Source organism: Variovorax sp. HJSM1_2 (assembly GCF_049316285.1).
GTDB lineage: Bacteria > Pseudomonadota > Gammaproteobacteria > Burkholderiales > Burkholderiaceae_C > Rhodoferax_B.
The window spans coordinates 67865-83974 of record NZ_JBMOXA010000013.1 but is presented as its reverse complement, the minus strand read 5'-3'; the positions used below and the strand labels follow the sequence as shown (position 1 = coordinate 83974).

The 16110-nt window shown below is 62.2% G+C and carries 13 protein-coding genes; 9 read left to right on the top strand and 4 right to left on the bottom strand.

The window, feature by feature from the left end; genetic code table 11:
* The first annotated feature begins 3 nt into the window (after positions 1-3).
* The 3 genes from ACFQ95_RS15970 to mtgA are packed head-to-tail and all read left to right on the top strand — an operon-like array spanning position 4 to position 3748.
* Positions 4-2061, top strand: a complete 2058-nt coding sequence (locus ACFQ95_RS15970) for a ribonuclease catalytic domain-containing protein (protein WP_422832549.1) — start codon at positions 4-6, stop codon at positions 2059-2061.
* Positions 2058-2939 carry an energy transducer TonB gene (locus ACFQ95_RS15965; RefSeq protein ID WP_422832547.1) on the top strand — a complete coding sequence of 294 codons (882 nt, stop codon included), beginning with the start codon at positions 2058-2060 and terminating at the stop codon, positions 2937-2939. The genes ACFQ95_RS15970 and ACFQ95_RS15965 overlap by 4 nt, the downstream gene beginning before the upstream one ends.
* Before the next feature lie 17 nt (positions 2940-2956).
* Positions 2957-3748, top strand: coding sequence for a monofunctional biosynthetic peptidoglycan transglycosylase (gene mtgA, locus ACFQ95_RS15960; protein ID WP_422832545.1), 792 nt, complete (start codon positions 2957-2959; stop codon positions 3746-3748).
* Positions 3749-3760: 12 nt separating this feature from the next.
* On the opposite strand, the gene ACFQ95_RS15955 is transcribed toward mtgA, so the two are convergent.
* Entirely contained in the window at positions 3761-4819 is a 1059-nt protein-coding gene (locus ACFQ95_RS15955; RefSeq protein ID WP_422832543.1) for an EamA family transporter, read from the bottom strand.
* A gap of 148 nt (positions 4820-4967) precedes the next feature.
* On the opposite strand from ACFQ95_RS15955, the gene chrA reads away from it, so the two are divergent.
* Both chrA and ACFQ95_RS15945 read left to right on the top strand, forming a co-directional pair.
* A complete protein-coding gene (gene chrA / locus ACFQ95_RS15950) occupies positions 4968-6323 on the top strand; it encodes a chromate efflux transporter (RefSeq protein ID WP_422832542.1) in 1356 nt (451 codons plus the stop codon).
* A 207-nt stretch (positions 6324-6530) separates the two neighbouring features.
* On the top strand, positions 6531-8768 hold the full coding sequence (locus ACFQ95_RS15945; RefSeq protein ID WP_422832541.1) for an NADP-dependent isocitrate dehydrogenase: 2238 nt from the start codon (positions 6531-6533) through the stop codon (positions 8766-8768).
* A 107-nt stretch (positions 8769-8875) separates the two neighbouring features.
* Here ACFQ95_RS15945 and ACFQ95_RS15940 read toward each other — a convergent pair whose 3' ends face one another.
* Both ACFQ95_RS15940 and ACFQ95_RS15935 read right to left on the bottom strand, forming a co-directional pair.
* Positions 8876-9355 (bottom strand): low molecular weight protein-tyrosine-phosphatase, encoded by a 480-nt coding sequence (locus ACFQ95_RS15940; protein WP_422832539.1) that lies wholly within the window; start codon positions 9353-9355, stop codon positions 8876-8878.
* 67 nt (positions 9356-9422) lie between these two features.
* Positions 9423-11213, bottom strand: coding sequence for a methyl-accepting chemotaxis protein (locus ACFQ95_RS15935; RefSeq protein ID WP_422832537.1), 1791 nt, complete (start codon positions 11211-11213; stop codon positions 9423-9425).
* 32 nt (positions 11214-11245) lie between these two features.
* On the opposite strand from ACFQ95_RS15935, the gene ACFQ95_RS15930 reads away from it, so the two are divergent.
* On the top strand, positions 11246-11383 hold the full coding sequence (locus tag ACFQ95_RS15930) for a hypothetical protein (protein ID WP_422832535.1): 138 nt from the start codon (positions 11246-11248) through the stop codon (positions 11381-11383).
* A gap of 129 nt (positions 11384-11512) precedes the next feature.
* On the opposite strand, the gene ACFQ95_RS15925 is transcribed toward ACFQ95_RS15930, so the two are convergent.
* Complete coding sequence (locus tag ACFQ95_RS15925; protein WP_422832534.1) at positions 11513-12409, bottom strand: LysR family transcriptional regulator; 897 nt, start codon at positions 12407-12409, stop codon at positions 11513-11515.
* Positions 12410-12562: 153 nt separating this feature from the next.
* Here ACFQ95_RS15925 and ACFQ95_RS15920 point away from each other — a divergent pair, with 153 nt between their 5' ends.
* The 3 genes from ACFQ95_RS15920 to ACFQ95_RS15910 all read left to right on the top strand — a co-directional run bounded on the left by ACFQ95_RS15920 (position 12563) and on the right by ACFQ95_RS15910 (position 16096).
* Positions 12563-13561 carry a Bug family tripartite tricarboxylate transporter substrate binding protein gene (locus tag ACFQ95_RS15920; protein ID WP_422832532.1) on the top strand — a complete coding sequence of 333 codons (999 nt, stop codon included), beginning with the start codon at positions 12563-12565 and terminating at the stop codon, positions 13559-13561.
* Positions 13562-13656: 95 nt separating this feature from the next.
* Positions 13657-14418, top strand: a complete 762-nt coding sequence (locus tag ACFQ95_RS15915) for an SDR family NAD(P)-dependent oxidoreductase (protein ID WP_422832530.1) — start codon at positions 13657-13659, stop codon at positions 14416-14418.
* 10 nt (positions 14419-14428) lie between these two features.
* Positions 14429-16096, top strand: a complete 1668-nt coding sequence (locus ACFQ95_RS15910; protein ID WP_422832529.1) for a (2,3-dihydroxybenzoyl)adenylate synthase — start codon at positions 14429-14431, stop codon at positions 16094-16096.
* Positions 16097-16110 lie beyond the last annotated feature (14 nt).

Here is a 16110-nt window from a genome sequence, read left to right as displayed (position 1 = left end):
CGCATGTTTGCATTATTTGAAGAAGCAGGGAAATTCCAGACCGGACGCATTCTGTCCGAGGCCGAGTCGTCGGCCCAGATCGAGCTGGAAAGCGGTAAACGCGTCAAGGTCAAGTCGGCCAACGTGTTGGTGAAGTTCGAAAAACCGTCTCCATCCGAGTTGGTGAAGGCCGCCCTTGCCGTGGCCCAGAGTATTGAACTCGACCTGGCCTGGGAATTCGCACCCGAAGAAGAATTCGGCTTTGCCGACCTGGCGCGCGACTATTTCAGCGACAAAGCCACGCTGGAGCAGCAAGTCGGGGCCTTGTATTGCCTGTTCGAGGCGCCACATTACTTCCGCCGCGCGGGCAAAGGGCGTTTCCGCAAGGCGCCTGCCGAAATTTTGCAACTGGCGCTGGCCGCCATAGAGAAAAAGCAGCAGATCCAGGCACAGATTGACACCTGGGCCAAGAGCCTGATCGCTGGCGACTGCCCGCCAGCCGTGCGTGAGCAGCTATACAAAATTCTGTTCAAACCGGATAAAAACGCGCCCGAATACAAGGCCGTGGTCGAAGCTTCACGCGCCAGCCACACCGCGCCGCTGGTGCTGCTGCAAAACGCCGGGGCCATAGACTCGGCCTACCAGTTCCACTGGAAGCGCTTCCTGTTCGAGAACTTCCCCAAGGGCACGGGTTTCCCGGCGCTTGCCGCGCCCGCCATCACCGACGAGTTGCCGCTGGCCAGCGTGCGGGCGTTCTCCATCGACGACTCGGCCACCACCGAAATCGACGACGCGCTCTCGGTACAAGGCCTGGGCAGCGGCACGGTGACGGTGGGCATCCACATTGCCGCACCGGGGCTGGCCATCACCCCCGGCAGCGCGCTCGACCAATTGGGCCGTGCACGCCTGTCCACGGTTTACATGCCGGGCTACAAGATCACCATGCTGCCCGATGCCGTGGTGCAGACCTACACGCTGGAAGAAGGCCGCGACTGCCCGGCGGTGTCGCTGTACGTCACGCTGGACGAAGCCACGCTGGAGGTCAAAACCTCCGAGACCAAGCTGGAGTGTGTGCCCATCGTTGCCAATCTGCGCCACGACCAACTCGACACCCTGGTCACCGCCGAATGGCTGGAAGACCCGGCGTTTGAGCATCAAAATGGCGCCTCAAGCCCGCTGGTAGAGCGTGAACAGCTATCCTTTTTGTTCCGCTTGGCGAAACATTTGAAGACTGGGCGCGAAGTCGTGCGTGGCAAGCCAGAGAACTTCAACCGTCCCGACTACACCTTCCGCCTGGTCGGCAACGACGGCGCCGAGCCCACCGGCCACGAAACGGTGCAGATCGGCACACGCCAACGCGGCGCACCACTGGACCTGATCGTCGCCGAAGCCATGATTCTGGCCAACAGCACCTGGGGCAACTGGCTCGCCGAAAACGGCGTGCCCGGCATTTACCGCAGCCAGGCCAGCATGGCGCCCGGCGTGAAAGTGCGCATGGGCACCAAGGCCTTGCCACATGCCGGCATTGGCGTGAAGAGCTACGTGTGGAGCACCTCGCCGCTGCGCCGCTACACCGACCTGGTGAACCAGTGGCAAATCATTGCGGTGGCGCGCCACGGCAAAACCGCTGCGCTGGCCGCGCCGTTCAAGCCCAAGGACGCCGACCTGTTCTCCATCATCTCCATGTTCGACGCCGCCTACTCGGCCTACAACGGCTACCAGGGCGGCATGGAACGCTTCTGGACGCTGAAGTACGTGCAGCAGAACGGCATCACCGAAGTTGAGGGCACGGTCTTCAAAGAAGGCCTGGTGCGCGCCGACAACCTGCCGCTGGTGCTGCCAGTGCTGGGCAGCCAGGACCTGCCGCGCGGCGCACGTGTGCGCGTGAAGCTGGGCGCGATTGACGAGATCACGCTCGACGTGGCCGGCACCGTGCTGGAGCGCCTGGACACCCCCGACCAGTCTGCCGAGGTGGACACACCCGAGGAAGACGAGGACGAGCCATCCGCCGGCCCCATCGCCATTGCGGTCGACATGAGCGACAGCGGCGAAACCGCCACCGCCGAACCACCACAACAGTGAACACCCGCGCCGCCAGCCCCTTCGCCCGGCTTAAAACCCTCAGCACATTGCAGTGGGCGCTGGGGGTGTCGATCCTGGCGCACGCGGTGCTGCTGACGGTGCGTTTTGTCGACCCCGAGGCCTTCAACCGCGTGTTCCAGGACACACCGCTGGAAGTGATACTGGTCAACGCCCGCACCAACGAGCGGCCCGAGAAAGCCATGGCAATTGCCCAGGCCTCGCTCGCCGGCGGCGGTGAAGCCGCCAAGGGCCGTGCCACCACGCCCTTGCCGCCCTCGCCTACGGCCGACCTGGGTGAATCGCTGGAAGAGGCGCAGCGCAAGATGGAAACCATGCAGGAGCAGCAAAACCAGTTGCTCACGCAGTTGAACCAGCAGTTGGCCAACATGCCGCTGCCCGACCCCAAGCAAACCGCGCCCTCGTCCGAACAGCAGGCGCAGGAAGACAAACGCCGCCGCCTGGTCAAGCTACTGGGCGAGATTGAGCGGCGCATCAACGAAGAAAATGCGCGCCCGAAACGCCGCTACGTCAGCCCGGCCACACGCGAAGAGGTCTACGCGCTGTATTACGACAACCTGCGCCGCCATGTGGAAGAACGCGGCACCGACAACTTCCCCGAAGCCGGTGGCAAAAAACTCTACGGCGAACTCACCATGATCATCACCGTCAACTTCGACGGCCAGGTGCTGGGCACACAAGTGGTCGAAAGCTCGGGCAATCGCACACTGGACCGGCGTGCCGAAGCCATCGTCCGTGGCGCCGGCCCGTTTGGTTTCTTCAACGCCGCCATGCGCGCCAAGGCGGACCAGATTCTGGTCGTCTCCAAGTTCCGCTTCACCCGCGAGCAGACCTTGGAGACCAAGGTCGGCAGCAACTAAACGGGCGTCACCTCAGAATGCGCTTCATTGGACGTTGGTTGGTGCTGGTACTGGTCGCGGCGTTGGCCTTGGAGTTGACGTTTCTCGGGCGTATTGCACTGATGGCCGTGGTCGATCCGCAGTCCACTGCGTTCCAGCGCTCCGAGGCTTGGCGGCTGGCCAGCCGTTCGCTAGGCCTGTCGCCCACCGAGCCGACCAGCAACGGCAAAAGCAGCAGCAAACGCACACCACCGCCCTCGACCGACTTCCGCTGGCGCCAGGAATGGGTGGCCTACGGCCAGATTTCCGACAACCTCAAACGCGCGGTGATCGCCTCAGAAGACGGCAGCTTCGTCAACCACGAAGGCGTGGACTGGGAAGCTATGGAAAAAGCCTGGCAGAAAAACGAGAAGGCGCAAGAGAGAGCAATTGCCAACGCCAGCTCGGCCAATAAACCGATCAAGATCGTCGGCGGCTCCACCATTACCCAGCAGTTGGCCAAGAACCTGCTGCTCTCAGGCGAGCGCAGCCTGCTGCGCAAAGGCCAGGAGATCGTGCTGACCTTCATGCTGGAGACGCTGCTGAGCAAGCAGCGCATCCTGGAGATCTACCTCAACAGCGTGGAATGGGGCGAAGGTGTGTTCGGTGCCGAAGCGGCCGCCCAGCATTACTACCGCAAACCCGCCGCCCGCCTCAGCAGCTACGAGGCCGCCCGCTTGGCGGTGATGCTGCCGCGCCCACGTTATTTCGAGAAGCTGCCCAACTCGGGCTACTTATCGCACCGTGCTTCGGTGATCGTGGCGCGTATGCCCAGCGCCGAACTGCCTTAACGCAGCACTCGTTTAATGCCTATGGGCATGCTGGTGGTGGATGTCCGGGTAATGCGGATGTTTGTGCGTCAGCACTTCATGTCGGTGGAAATGGCTATGCGGCTGCACTCCGTCCCAGGCAAATGAATGTGTGTGCTGATGGTGCTCGTCGTGGCGATGCCTGTGGCTGTGCGCCAGTGGCGCGTGGGTATGCTCATGCTCATGCCGTTCGCGCACATGCAGCCACACACCTAGCGCCATCAGCGCCGCCGCCATCCAGAACAGCGGCCCCGGCAGCTCAGGCCACAGCGCCATCGAGATCAACACACCAAAAAGCGGCGCCACCGAAAAGTAGGCGCCCGTGCGCGCCGTGCCCAAAGTACGCAAGGCCACCACAAACAAGCTCAGGCTCAAACCGTAACCGAAGAAGCCGACCACCAGGCTCGCGGCAACGGCAGCAGGGGACGGCCATGCCATGCCGCTGGCCCACGCGATGACCGTGTTGCCCAGGCCCGCCAACAATCCTTTGAGCCCGGCCACCAACATGGCATCGTTGCTGGAAACCTTGCGCGTGAGGTTGTTGTCTATGGCCCAGCACAGGCACGCCCCCAGAATCAGCAACGCACCGCCGGAGAAGCTGCCACCACCCGGCTCCCAGGACAACAACACCCCACCCAACACAATCACCACCATGCCCAAGACGATCTGGCGGTCGGCGTTTTCCTTGAACACCAGCCAGGCGATCACGGCGGTGAGCACGGCCTCGACGTTCAGCAGCAAGGCCGCCGAGGCCCCACTGGTCTGTGCCAAGCCCAGCATCAGCAGCGCCGGCCCCAGCACACCACCAAACACAATCGCGCCCAGCAGCCAGGGCAGTTCAGCCCTGGGAATGCCCAGCCCCTGCAACAAGCCGGCGCCGCGCCACCATTGGCGCAACGCCAGCAGCAGGCACAGCCCCAGGCCGCTACCCAGGTAAAGCAAGCCCGCCAACATCAACGGCGCCACATCGCCCACCAAGGTTTTGGCCAACGGGGTACTGGCGCCAAACAGCAGCGCGGCGGCAAGGGCGGGAGTGGCAGAGCGGATCGACATCTTGGAAGTAAAGCATAAGCTAAGGCGACTTTGAAAAAGTTAGCTCGGATGGCGCGCCCTGACGTGGGAGGGACTTGTTCAGCGTTGCCATCAGCACCGAAGCTACATTCCAGCATTCGCATCGTGGCCTTAACGCCACCAAAACCACATGAGCCCACTCGACACGCCTGCAACACCCGCGCCCCTCTCGTTCCGGGATGCCTTCTTCTACTGGCTCAAGCTGGGCTTTATCAGCTTTGGCGGGCCGGCCGGTCAAATTGCCATCATGCACGAGGAGCTGGTGGAGCGCAGGCGCTGGATCTCAGAGGGCCGCTTCCTGCACGCGCTGAACTACTGCATGCTGCTGCCCGGGCCTGAAGCCCAGCAACTGGCGATCTACATCGGCTGGCTGCTGCACCGCACCTGGGGCGGCATTGTGGCCGGGGTGTTGTTTGTGCTGCCGTCGCTGTTCATCTTGATTGGCCTGTCCTACGTCTACATGGCCTATGGCCACGTGTCGGCGATTGCAGGGGTGTTCTACGGCATCAAGCCCGCCGTGACGGCGCTGGTGGTGCACGCGGCCTACCGCGTGGGTTCAAGGGCACTTAAAAACGGCTGGTTGTGGGGCATTGCAGCGGCGGCGTTTGTGGCGATTTTTGCGCTGGGCCTGCCATTTCCGCTGATTGTGCTGGCGGCCGGACTGATAGGCTATGCCGGTGGCCGCGTGGCACCAGCCAAGTTTGCGGCCGGTGGCGCCCACGGCAAAACGGCCAAGTCGCGAGTCCCGGCGTTGATTGACGACCACACCCCTACGCCCGCCCATGCGGTGTTTGCCTGGAGCCGCTTGTACCGCGTGCTGGTGGTCAGCTTGTTGCTGTGGGTCGCTGGCATTGGCGCGCTGACCGCGCTGTATGGCTGGAACGGCGTGCTCACGCAAATGGCCTGGTTCTTCACCAAGGCCGCGCTGATGACCTTTGGCGGCGCCTACGCCGTGCTGCCCTATGTGTTCCAGGGCGGGGTGGAACACTTCCAATGGCTCACCGCCGCGCAAATGATGGACGGCCTGGCACTAGGCGAAACCACGCCGGGGCCGCTGATCATGGTGGTGTCGTTTGTCGGGTTTGTGGGCGGCTGGGGCAAGGCGTTGTTTGGCCCCGAGGCATTGTTTCTGTCGGGTGCAGTGGCGGCCACGGTGGTCACTTTTTTTACCTTCTTGCCCTCGTTCTTCTTCATCTTGCTGGGTGGGCCGTTCATCGAATCGACCCACGGCAAGCTGAAATTCACCGCGCCACTCACCGGCATCACCGCCGCCGTAGTGGGCGTGATCGTCAACCTGGCGGTGTTTTTTGCTTACCACGTGCTCTGGCCGCAAGGGTTGACCGGGCCGTTTGACGCGGCCTCGGCGGTGATTGGCGTGGCAGCGGCCGTGGCGCTGTTTCGCTTCAAGGTGACGGTGATTCCGGTGCTGCTAGGCGCAGGCCTGGCGGGGTTGGCGTGGACACTTTTGCACCCGCTAGCCGCTTGAAGAAACGGCTATCGTCAAGGAAAAATCCATTAAAACGCCCTACTTATTCGGGCAACTTAATCAGCCGAAATTCTGAAGCGGCGGATTTGGTTGCAAAATTGGCGGGTTTAATTAGAAATCTGCGAAAAAGCAGAACAGACAACACCCGAACCTGGCTACTGGCCGCCAAGGCCTAGACCGGGCATTTTCTACCTCTAGAGAAGAGTTATGAGCACCCAGCAACCGACCATCATCTATACGCTGACCGACGAAGCCCCGCTTCTCGCCACTGGCGCGTTTTTGCCCATCATCCGTACGTTCACCGCACCGGCTGGCATCAACGTCGAGACCGCTGACATCTCGGTGGCCGGTCGCATCCTGGGCCAGTTTCCTGAGCGACTGACCGAAGCGCAACGTGTGCCCGACACCCTGTCCGAACTCGGCAAACTCACGCTCACGCCAGACGCCAACATCATCAAGCTGCCCAACATCAGCGCCTCGGTGGCCCAGCTCAAGGCGGCCATCAAGGAACTGCAGGAAAAGGGCTACAACATTCCCGACTACCCCGAGAACCCCACGACCGACGAGGACAAGGACATCCGCGCGCGCTACAACAAGTGCACCGGCAGCGCCGTGAACCCGGTTCTGCGTGAAGGTAACTCCGACCGCCGCGCACCCGCCGCCGTCAAGAACTACGCCCGCAAGAACCCACACAGCATGGCCGAATGGAGCCAGGCTTCGCGCTCACACGTCTCGCACATGCACGCTGGCGACTTTTACCATGGTGAAAAGTCCATGACGCTGGACAAGGCGCGCGACGTGAAGATGGAACTGGTCACCAAGAGTGGCAAGGCCATCGTGCTCAAGCCAAAGGTGTCGCTCAAGGACGGCGAGATCATCGACAGCATGTTCATGAGCAAGAAAGCCCTGCTGGCTTTCTACGAGAAGGAAATCGAAGACGCACACAAGACCGGCGTGATGTTCTCGCTGCACGTCAAGGCCACCATGATGAAGGTCTCGCACCCCATCGTGTTCGGCCACTGCGTGAAGATCTTCTACAAACAAGCCTTCGAGAAACACGGCAAGCTGTTTGAAGAACTGGGCGTGAACGTCAACAACGGCATGGTCGACCTGTACAACAAGATCGCCACGCTGCCACAAAGCAAGCAGGACGAGATCAAGCGCGATCTGCACGCCTGCCACGAAGGCCGCCCCGAGCTGGCCATGGTGGACTCGGCCAAGGGCATCACCAACTTCCACTCGCCCAACGACATCATCGTCGACGCTTCCATGCCCGCGATGATCCGCAACGGCGGCAAGATGTGGGGTGCCGACGGCCGCCTGAAGGACGTGAAGGCCGTGATGCCCGAGTCGACCTTTGCGCGCATCTACCAAGAAATCATCAACTTCTGCAAGTGGCACGGCGCCTTCGACCCCAAGACCATGGGCACGGTGCCCAACGTCGGCCTGATGGCGCAGCAAGCCGAGGAATACGGCTCGCACGACAAGACCTTTGAAGTGGCCGAAGACGGCGTGGCCAACATCGTCGACCTGGCCACGGGCGAAGTGCTGCTGAGCGAAAACGTCGAAGCCGGCGACATCTGGCGCATGTGCCAGGTCAAGGACGCCGCGATCCGTGACTGGGTCAAGCTGGCCGTGACCCGCGCGCGCAACTCCGGCATGCCTGCCGTGTTCTGGCTCGACCCGTACCGCCCACACGAAAACGAAGTCATCAAGAAGGTCAAGACCTACTTGAAGGAACACGACACGACCGGCCTGGACATCCAGATCATGTCGCAAGTGCGCGCCATGCGCTACACGCTGGAGCGTGTCGCCCGTGGCCTGGACACCATCTCGGTGACCGGCAACATCCTGCGCGACTACCTGACCGACCTGTTCCCCATCATGGAACTCGGCACCAGCGCCAAGATGCTGTCCATCGTGCCTTTGATGGCCGGTGGCGGCATGTACGAAACCGGTGCCGGTGGCTCCGCGCCCAAACACGTGCAGCAACTGGTGGAAGAAAACCACCTGCGCTGGGACTCGCTGGGTGAATTCCTGGCGCTGGCCGTGTCGCTCGAAGAACTGGGCATCAAGACCGGCAACAACAAGGCCAAGATCCTGGCCAAGACGCTGGACGCGGCCACGGGCCAGTTGCTGGACAACAACCGCAACCCCTCGCCCAAGACCGGCCAGTTGGACAACCGTGGCAGCCAGTTCTACCTGGCCATGTACTGGGCCCAGGAATTGGCCGCACAAAAGGACGACGCCGCGTTCGCCGCGCAGTTCGCACCGCTGGCCAAGGAGCTGACCGACAAGGAAGCCACCATCGTCAATGAACTGACCGTGGTGCAAGGCACGCCAACCGACATCGGTGGCTACTACAAGCCCGACTTCGCCAAGCTCGACAAGGTGATGCGCCCGAGCAAGACGCTCAACGCCGCACTGGAAACGGTCAAGGCCTAAGACGGTTCTGGCGCTGCTTTGCCAGCGCCTGACACCGGCTCAAAAAAGCCGCTTGCACATCGTGTGTGTGCAAGCGGCTTTTGTTTTGGCGCGGAACAGGCCGGGGCTCAGTCCAGCTGGGCTTTGACGTGTTTCAGCAGACCGTCACACGCGTCTTCAATCAGGTCCAACACCGATTCAAAACCCTGGGCACCGCCGTAATAAGGATCGGGCACCACGGCGCTGTTGTGGCGCTCACAAAACTCGGTGAGCCGCCGAATCTTGGGGTGATGGCGCTGCGCGCTTTGGCCTTGCACCAGCGCGAGGTTGTCCCAGTCCATCACCAGAATCAGGTCGTGCGTCTCGAAGTCGGCATCGACAATCTGCCGCGCCCTGAGGGCTGACAAGTCGTAGCCACGTCGCACCGCATGCGCTTGTGAGCGCGTATCGGGCGGACTGCCCGGATGGTAGTTGTGCGTACCAGCGGAATCGACGCGGATGCGGCCTGCCAAACCGGCTGCAGCCGCCTTGTGCTGCAACACGCCGTGTGCCGTGGGGCTGCGGCAGATATTGCCCATGCAGACCAAAAGAATGGAGAAGTTTTTCATCGTCAACCCATTCTGAGCGGCTGCAGCAACACGCGCCGCAGCCTCTGCTTTAAACCGACTCAAACGATCAGAACGACTCCCAATCGTCGTCCGCGGCGGGTCGGCTCACGAGCTTGGGCGCGGCCATTTTTTCCGCTGGTGCGGCCTTTGGCGCCGCAGCGGCAGGTGTCTTCAACGGCGCACGCACGGCCGGCTTCGGGCTATTGACGCTGGCCGCAGCCGCAGCTGCCGGTTTCACGGCACTGGCCTGAGGCGCGGCAGCGGGGGCGCTGGCAAAAGAAGCTGCAGCTTTGGCGGGCGCACGAATCGCCGCCTTCTGGTCCAGCTTAAAGATGGCCACGGCATCCACCAGTTGCTGCGCCTGGCCTTTGAGGCTGTTGGCGGCGGCCGCGCTTTCTTCCACCAGCGCGGCGTTTTGCTGCGTCGCCTGGTCCATCTGTGTGACGGCTTCGCCCACTTGGCTTACACCCTGTGATTGTTCGCTGCTGGCGGCGCTGATCTCGCCCATGATGTCGGTCACGCGGCGGATCGAGGTCACCACTTCCTGCATGGTGACACCGGCCTGGTCCACCAGGGTGGTGCCCTGCTCCACACGGTCCACGCTGGCGGAGATCAGGTTCTTGATCTCCTTGGCGGCATCGGCACTGCGCTGCGCCAGGCTGCGCACCTCGGAGGCCACCACCGCAAAGCCACGGCCTTGTTCACCCGCACGTGCGGCTTCCACCGCTGCATTCAATGCCAGGATATTGGTCTGGAAGGCAATGCCGTCGATCACGCTGATGATGTCGGCAATCTTCTTGCTGCTGTCGTTGATGCCCTTCATGGTCTCGACCACCTGGCCCACCACATCGCCGCCACGCACCGCCACGGTCGACGCGCTTTGCGCCAGCTGGTTGGCCTGGCGCGCGTTGTCGGCGTTTTGCTTGACGGTGCTGGAGAGTTCTTCCATGGACGCAGCGGTTTCTTCCAGTGCGCTGGCTTGTTGCTCGGTGCGCGCGCTCAGGTCGTTGTTGCCCTGCGAGATCTGCGAGCTGGCCGTGGCCACACTCTCGGCGCTTTGGCGCACATTGCCCACCACGCTGGCCAGGCTGTCCTGCATGGCTTTCAGCGCCGCCAGCAGCTGCGCGGTTTCGTTTTTGCCTTGGGCGTCAAAGTGCAGGCTCAGGTCACCTGCGGCTACGGCACGCGAGATATTCACCGCCTGGTTCAGCGGACCGGTGATGGAACGCACCAGCAGCCAGCCAAGCACCGACAGCAAGGCCACGGCGCCCACACCCAAGCCAATCAGCAACATACGCGCAGACGCAGCCGCCTCGAAGGCTTTGACCTTTTCTGCTTCGCCTTGCTTGATTTGCAAATCGGCAAACGCATCTGCGGCGTCGCTGGCAGCGGTTTGCAAGGGCGACAACAGCTTCAGCGCCTGGTTGGCTTCAGCGTTTTTGTCGGCGTTGCCTAGTTCAACCACCTTGTCTGTGGGCACACGCAGATCCGCGATAGCGGCCTCGAGTTTGGCCAATGCGGCTTTGCCCTCAGGCGTGACCACGGCCGCCTTGAGCGGCGCCAGGATTTTTTCGTAATCGGCGCGTACCGAGGCTATGCGTTGCCCCGTGCGCCTATTCGTTTCCTCGTCTTCTTCCAGCACGATGTTGCGCGCCAGGATCGCGCGTAGTCGCAGGTTGTCCTTGATGTCCTTGGCAGCCATGATTTTTGGCATGCGGTCTTCAAACGCCTTGTCCAGGTTGGCTTGAATCCGTCCCATGCTGGACAGGCCAATCCACACCATCAGGGTTAAAAGCAGGGCCGAAAGCGCGATACCAATGCTCAGGCGCGCACCAATTTTGAGGTCTTTGAGATTCATGTAGTTTTGCGGTCTAAGGGAAAGATTCAAAGATGGCGCGCGTCGGCAAGGCCGATGCGCGGGGCGGAGGATTGAAGAAAGTGATCTCGCAAGGTATCTCTTTATTCGTCAACACAGGGACGAAACTTGAGCGCTTTGTGTGGCAAGCAGCACTGCAGCGGTCGATTTAATGTAACTTAGGCGACAAAAAAGGCTTTTCACACCCCTGAATCTAGGGTATTTGCGCATTCTCAAACCATCGAATAGAGCTGCATTTTGGGCATGCTTTTGCGCGTTCCAAGTCTGGCAAGGCGAAGGCGTCAAGCCGAGGGAGTGGGCAAATGGCGCCGCATCACGTCGCACAAATACTCCGCCGCAGGTGTCAGCGGCAACTCGGCGCGGCGCATCAGCACAATGTCCGGCGCGGGCAGGCGCTCACTGATCTTGATGCTCATCAGCGCGTGCTGTGTAAGTTCAAACTCACCCAGTTGCACCGGCAGCAGCGCCAGCAGGTCGGTGCTGGCCAGCCCCACCATCATCGACAGCGCGGTGCGTGCCTGCAGCACCACACGCGGTGCGGGCAAGCCGTGTTGGGCGAACAGCCGCGCGAAGTCTTCCTGTGTGTCGAAGTCTATGGAAGGCAGTGCCCAGTCGCATTTCACCAGGGCTTTGAGCGAACGGACACGCGCCAGCGGGTGGCCTTTGCGGCCCACCACGGCGCGGGTGTTGGTGAACAAGGTTTCGGTCACAAAACCGGCGGGCACTTCGCGCGGCGTGGCGCCCAGGTAGAAGTCGATGTCGCCAGCGCGCAGTTGCTGCTCCAGATCGGGGAACAGGCCTTCGATGAACTGCAGCCGCACATCGGGGTAACGTTGGCGGAAGACCGGCAACGCACGAGGCAACAAGCCTATGTGCGGCATGATGGACAAGCCTGCAATCACCGTGCCCTGGTTGTCGCCCTGCGCTTGGGCCAACTCGTCCCGCGCGCGCCGCAGCTCGTTCACCATGCTGCGCGCCCGCTCGTGGAACAGCCGCCCCATAGGGGTGAGCACCATGCCGCGTGCCTGGCGTTCAAACAACGGTGTACCCAGTTCTTTTTCCAGCGCCCGCACGCTGCGCGTGAGCAGCGGCTGGGCGACATCCAGTCGCCGTGCGGCGGCGCGCAGACCACCGTTTTCGACTATGGCCGTCAGGTCGCGTAGCTGGGTCAGCTTCATGGCTTGTCTCCGGTATTTTTGTCTTTACCCGAATAGATTCCCTAGATATCAAAATCGAATCACTCAGGGAATTTTGCCATCTTTCGGTGTCAATCAAGCCCACTTACATTGGCCCTGCGACAGAACAAAAAAGATCCAAAACGGAGACAAGACATGACGATTGATATGCCCACACGGCGGCTTAGGCGCAGCCTGCTCGCCCTTGCCGCCACCGCACTCAGCCTGGCCTTTGGCGCGGCCCCGGCCCACGCAGACACCTGGCCCAGCAAACCCGTGCGCTTGGTCGTGCCCTTCCCTGCAGGCGCAGCACCCGACGTGGTGGCCCGCCTGGTGGCCGACCGCCTGGCACGTAGCTGGGGCCAATCCGTCTACATTGAAAACAAGCCGGGCGCGGGCGGCATTCCGGGCATGTCGACGCTGGCGCGTGCGCCAGCCGACGGCTACACCATAGGTTTTGTGCCGGCGGCTGCGGCCACGCTGACGCCACTGCTTTACAAAAACCCGCAGTTCAACATCGACAGCGACATCGTGCCCGTGGCCAACATCGGCATCAGCCCGATGATGGTGGCGGTGAACAGCAGCTCCAACATCTACACCGTGGCGGATCTGGTACGCGAAGCCAAGGCCCAGCCGGGCAAGCTGAACTTTGCGGCGGCACAAGCCAACTCGGTGCCGCACCTCACCGGCGAAATGCTCAGCCGCGCGGGCGAGCTGCAGCTCTTCACCGTGCCCTATTCGGGCTCCCCCACGGCCACGAATGCGCTACTGGCGGGCGACGCCAAGCTGACGGTGGACGGCCTGCCTGCGCTGGTACAACACGTCAAAGGTGGCAAGCTGCGCGCCATCGCCGTCACCTCCGCACAACGCCTGCCGGGATTTGAAAACGTGCCCACCGTGGGCGAAACCTTCAAGGGTTTTGAGTCTGTGGGCTGGTTTGCCTTGTTTGTGCCCGCCGGCACCCCCGTGGCAGTGGTGGACCAGATCAACCGCGAAACCAACAAGCTGTTGCAGCAGCCCGACCTGGTCGCGCAACTGGCCGACCTGGGCGTTTACCCACGCCCCGGCCCTCCGGCGGCGATGGGCCAGTTCCTCGCCGAACAACGTGCGCTCGCGCGTAACACCGTGCGTGACCTGGGCTTGCAAGCCCAGTAGCCGACACCTCACCCCCCATTGACTTCTCAAGCTGCGCAACACGCGCGGCGGGGATCAACACAGCCCAAGCATTTCTGCCATTGAAAGGAAATCCCATGAGCGATCGACTCAAAGCCCTGGTCACCGGCGGCGCCACCGGCATAGGCCGCAGCGCCGTGCTGGCCCTGGCCCGCGCAGGCTACGACGTGGCCATCAACTACGGCTCCAGCGCCCAGGCCGCTGCCGCCACGGCCGAAGAGGCTCGTGCACTCGGCGCTCAAATCCTGCTGCTGCAATGCGACGTGAGCGACGACGCAGCGGTGCGCCAAATGATGGCCACCATCGATGCCGCCTTTGGCCGGCTCGACGCCCTGGTCAACAACGCCGGCACCACCGCCACCTGGAAGGTGAAGGACCTGGAGAGCCTGGACATGGCCGAATGGGACCGCACGTTTGCGGTCAACGTGCGCGGCACGTTCCAGGTGTCGCGCGCAGCCGTGCCGCTGCTGAAGAAGGGACGCAAGCCGTCCATCGTCAACACCGCCAGCATCGTAGGCCTGCGCCCCGGCCCGCAACCCCTGCCCTATGCGGCAAGCAAAGCGGCGGTGGTCAACCTCACCAAAACCCTGGCCTGGAACCTGGGGCCAGACATACGTGTGAACGCCGTCGCCCCGGGCTGGATGGAGGGTGACTGGATGGAGCGCATGTTGGGTGACAAATACGACGAGCTGATGGGCAAACGCGCCAAGGCCACACCGCTGCGCCGCTGCGTCACGGCCGACGACGTGGCCGAGACCATGCTCAACCTCCTGCAATCCAACCGCTTTGTGACCGGCGAGATCGTGGTCATCGACGGCGGCTTCACCAGCTCGACCTGAGGAACTGACCATGACCACCCACATGCTTGAAGGCTTCGTTCCCTTCCCACCGGAGTACGCCGCGCGCTACCGCGCCCAAGGCTACTGGCAAGACCAATCGCTGGCCCAGGAGTTCGCCACGGTCTTCCAGAAGTTTGCCGCACGCACGGCCCTGGTCGACGGCGCGCGCAGCTTCAGCTATGCCGACATCGACCGCTTGAGCGACAACCTGGCGCTGAACCTGCTGGACCTGGGGCTGAAGCCACAAGACCGCGTGATCCCTACGCTGCCGAATGTGGCCGAGTTTGTGATCCTGTACTTCGCGCTGCAGAAGATTGGCGCGATTCCGATCGCGGCTTTGGTGACACACCGCTTTGCCGAGATCAACCAGTTCACCCAGTTGTCGCAAGCGCGCTGTTGTGTGTACCCCGAGCAGTTGGGCGACTTCGCCTTCAGCCCCATGATAGAGCGCGTGCAGCAGGCACACCCCTGCCTGCAATTGCGTTTGGTGCTGGGCCAGGCCAAGCCGGGTGAACACTCACTGGAAGAACTCATCCACACACCCAGCAAGCTGCCACGCAGCGTGTTGACGCAGCAGAAGATCGAGCCCACGGCGCCGTGCATCTTCCAGCTGTCGGGTGGCACCACCGGCATCCCTAAGCTGATTCCGCGCACCAACAACGACTACGCCTACAACTCCAAGGTGGCCTCCGAGGTAGTGGGCGTGGATGCTGAATCGGTGCTGTTGCTGGTGCTGCCCATCGCCCACAACCTGCCGCTGGCCTGCCCCGGCATCCAGGGTTTTATGTTCCAGGGCGCGAAGGTGGTGTTGCACGCCAACACCCGCCCCGCCGAGATGTTTGCGCTGATACAGCAGCACAAGGTCACGCATTTAAAAGTGGTGCCAGCGCTGTTGATCAGGTTGATCAACGACCCCAGCATTGCCAACTTCAACCTCGACTCGGTGCGGCTGATCCAGAGCGGCGGCCAACGCATGCAACCCGAGGTGCGGCTGCGCACACGCCAACTCTTTCGCAACGCCTTTGTGCAGGAAAACTTTGGCATGAGCGAAGGCCTGCTGATGTTTGTGCGCGAGAGCGACCCTGAAGACGTGAAGTTGGAGACCTGCGGCCGCCCGGTGTGCCCGGACGACGAAGTGATGTTGATCGACGACGAAGGCCGCATCGTGCCCGATGGCGAGGTCGGCGAACTCGCCTGTCGCGGCCCGTACACGTTACGCGGCTACTACGGCGTGCCCGAATACAACGCGCGCCAGTTCACGGCCGATGGTTTTTACCGCTCCGGCGACCTGATGCGCAAACACCCCTCGGGCAACTACATCGTCGAAGGCCGCAAGAAAGACCTGATCAACCGCGGCGGCGAAAAGATCAGCGCCGAAGAAGTCGAGAACCTGATCCTGATGCACCCCGCCGTGCAGAACGTCGCCTGTGTGCCCATGCCCGATGCCGCCATGGGCGAAAAGATGTGTGCTTGCGTGGTGCCCAAGCAGGGCCAGACACTCACGCTGGCAGCGCTCGTGGCCTTTTTGCAGACTCACGAGATCGCCAAGTTCAAGTTGCCCGAGCGGCTGGAGTTATTGCCGGACTTTCCTGTCTCCACCTTCGGCAAGGTGTCGAAAAAAGCACTTGGCGAAATGGTGGCCGCAAAGCTTTCGGCCAGCAGCACTGCCACCGTCTGAAATTCATCTACAAA

Bases quoted from the DNA above. Each gene is read 5' to 3' on its own strand.
- chrA (WP_422832542.1), top strand. From the start codon at position 4,968: ATGAGCCCACTCGACACGCCTGCAACACCCGCGCCCCTCTCGTTCCGG.
- ACFQ95_RS15970 (WP_422832549.1), top strand. From the start codon at position 4: ATGTTTGCATTATTTGAAGAAGCAGGGAAATTCCAGACCGGACGCATT.
- ACFQ95_RS15955 (WP_422832543.1), bottom strand. From the start codon at position 4,819: ATGTCGATCCGCTCTGCCACTCCCGCCCTTGCCGCCGCGCTGCTGTTT.
- ACFQ95_RS15940 (WP_422832539.1), bottom strand. From the start codon at position 9,355: ATGAAAAACTTCTCCATTCTTTTGGTCTGCATGGGCAATATCTGCCGC.
- ACFQ95_RS15930 (WP_422832535.1), top strand. From the start codon at position 11,246: ATGGCGCGCGTCGGCAAGGCCGATGCGCGGGGCGGAGGATTGAAGAAA.
- ACFQ95_RS15915 (WP_422832530.1), top strand. From the start codon at position 13,657: ATGAGCGATCGACTCAAAGCCCTGGTCACCGGCGGCGCCACCGGCATA.
- ACFQ95_RS15910 (WP_422832529.1), top strand. From the start codon at position 14,429: ATGACCACCCACATGCTTGAAGGCTTCGTTCCCTTCCCACCGGAGTAC.
- ACFQ95_RS15920 (WP_422832532.1), top strand. From the start codon at position 12,563: ATGACGATTGATATGCCCACACGGCGGCTTAGGCGCAGCCTGCTCGCC.
- ACFQ95_RS15925 (WP_422832534.1), bottom strand. From the start codon at position 12,409: ATGAAGCTGACCCAGCTACGCGACCTGACGGCCATAGTCGAAAACGGT.
- ACFQ95_RS15935 (WP_422832537.1), bottom strand. From the start codon at position 11,213: ATGAATCTCAAAGACCTCAAAATTGGTGCGCGCCTGAGCATTGGTATC.
- mtgA (WP_422832545.1), top strand. From the start codon at position 2,957: ATGCGCTTCATTGGACGTTGGTTGGTGCTGGTACTGGTCGCGGCGTTG.
- ACFQ95_RS15945 (WP_422832541.1), top strand. From the start codon at position 6,531: ATGAGCACCCAGCAACCGACCATCATCTATACGCTGACCGACGAAGCC.